This window comes from Novipirellula sp. (assembly GCF_041583735.1).
In the GTDB taxonomy this organism is placed as follows: Bacteria; Planctomycetota; Planctomycetia; order Pirellulales; family Pirellulaceae; genus Novipirellula.
The window spans coordinates 1-1,819 of record NZ_JBFHFD010001009.1 but is presented as its reverse complement, the minus strand read 5'-3'; the positions used below and the strand labels follow the sequence as shown (position 1 = coordinate 1,819).

General features: G+C 54.7%; 2 protein-coding genes. One reads left to right on the top strand and one right to left on the bottom strand.

The annotated features are described in order from the left end of the window. Positions 1-145: 145 nt before the first annotated feature. Positions 146-1,114: a UDP-glucuronic acid decarboxylase family protein gene (locus tag ABX962_RS35560; RefSeq protein WP_372726380.1), complete on the top strand. Its 969-nt coding sequence runs from the start codon at positions 146-148 to the stop codon at positions 1,112-1,114. A gap of 284 nt (positions 1,115-1,398) precedes the next feature. On the opposite strand, the gene ABX962_RS35555 is transcribed toward ABX962_RS35560, so the two are convergent. Then, a partial coding sequence (locus tag ABX962_RS35555; protein ID WP_372726379.1) for an HD-GYP domain-containing protein occupies positions 1,399-1,819 on the bottom strand: 421 nt, incomplete at its 5' end.

Here is a 1,819-nt window from a genome sequence, read left to right as displayed (position 1 = left end):
TGATCGCTGCTTTTGTTGGTCCAACACGGCTGATCGACAATCTGCTGTTGTAGCCGCTTCTTTTAGAACCTGGGCTCGCCCATTGCTTGGCAAATAAGTTAGGCTTGGGCAACGACTACCCGTTCACTTTCAAAGCGTAATTAGCATGATTCAACGAATTCTTGTCACCGGGGGCGCCGGCTTCCTCGGTTCGCACCTTTGCGAACGATTGGTTAACGACGGACACGACGTCATTTGCCTCGATAACTTTTTCACGAGCCAAAAATCAAACGTTGCTCATTTGTTGGGCCGACCCAACTTTGAACTGATTCGACACGACATCACGCTGCCGATCTTTCTCGAAGTCGACCAGATCTACAACATGGCATGCCCCGCGGCGCCGGGGCACTACCAATACAACCCAATCAAGACGATGAAGACCAGCGTGTTGGGGGCAATCAACATGTTGGGGGTCGCCAAGCGATGCGGCGCACGAATCTTGCAAGCCAGTACCAGCGAGGTCTACGGCGATCCCGAAGTCCATCCGCAAACCGAGAGCTATCGCGGTAGCGTCAATCCGATCGGGATTCGCGCCTGTTACGACGAAGGCAAGCGGGCTGCGGAAACGTTGTTCATGGACTATCACCGCAGCAATAATGTCGACGTGCGGATCGTTCGTATCTTCAATACCTACGGACCTCGCATGCATCCCTATGATGGACGCGTGGTTTCCAATTTCATTCGCCAAGCACTCAGCGGCGAAGACATCACGATCTTTGGCGAAGGATCGCAAACGCGATCGTTCTGTTACCGCGATGATCTCGTCGACGTCATCATTGCGATGATGAACAAAGACAATTTCACCGGGCCGGTTAACATCGGAAACCCCGATGAGTTTACTATCCGCGAGCTGGCTGAAAATGTGATGTCGTTGGTCGGATCGAAAAGCAAGTTGGTCACGCGTCCGCTGCCATCGGATGATCCCACACGTCGCCGCCCCGATATCCGCTTGGCAAAAGAGCAATTGGGATGGGAACCAAAGGTCCCATTGGCCGAAGGTCTGAAGCACACAATCGATTGGTTCAAGACGATCAAATTATCCGACTATCGTCCACCGACGCCTAACTTCAGTTAGGTTCGGGCGGCAATAAGTGCCGTCGGCAGAGCAAATCACCTTTCCCAAACTTTGTTTGGGAGAGGTCGAGCAGAGCGCAGAGCGATTGCTCGGGTGAGGGCCGTCCGAGCAATCCGCGTCGTACGCTGCATCAAGTGTGCGCACCACGGCCCTCACCCGAACGAGGCCTAAAGGGCCCGTTCGACCTCTCCCCAGCTGCGCTCGGGCGAGGTGGCTTCTAAGACGCTAAAACCACACAGCCGAATGCATCGGGGTCAAGGTGAAGTCATTACAGAGCAGCGTGCCTAGGCAGGTGTGGGGGTGCAGAAGTCCATGAATTCGACTTGCACTTGCACGATATCTCGCGAGGCGCGAAAGAAGGCGTCCAGCACAGCGGGGTCAAAGTGTTTGCCACGCTGTTGCTCTAGAATCTCGAAACAGGTCGCGCGAGGTAACGCCTGTTTGTACGATCGGTCGGATGCCAACGCATCATAAGCGTCGGCGACTGCGGTGATCCGTCCTTCCAAGGGAATCGCTTCACCGGCCAATCCCATCGGATAGCCGCTGCCATCAAAATTCTCGTGGTGTGTCATCGCGATGCTGGCGGCTAATCGCATCAGCGAACTGCCGTCCTGTAACATTTTCGAGCCTATTTCAACGTGCTTTCGCATCGTTTGGACATCATCACCGCAGTGCGGCTCGATGCTCGGGCCATCTTTGCGAAGA

Coding starts and splice junctions, on each gene's coding strand:
- ABX962_RS35560 (WP_372726380.1), top strand. CDS start 146: ATGATTCAACGAATTCTTGTCACCGGGGGCGCCGGCTTCCTCGGTTCG.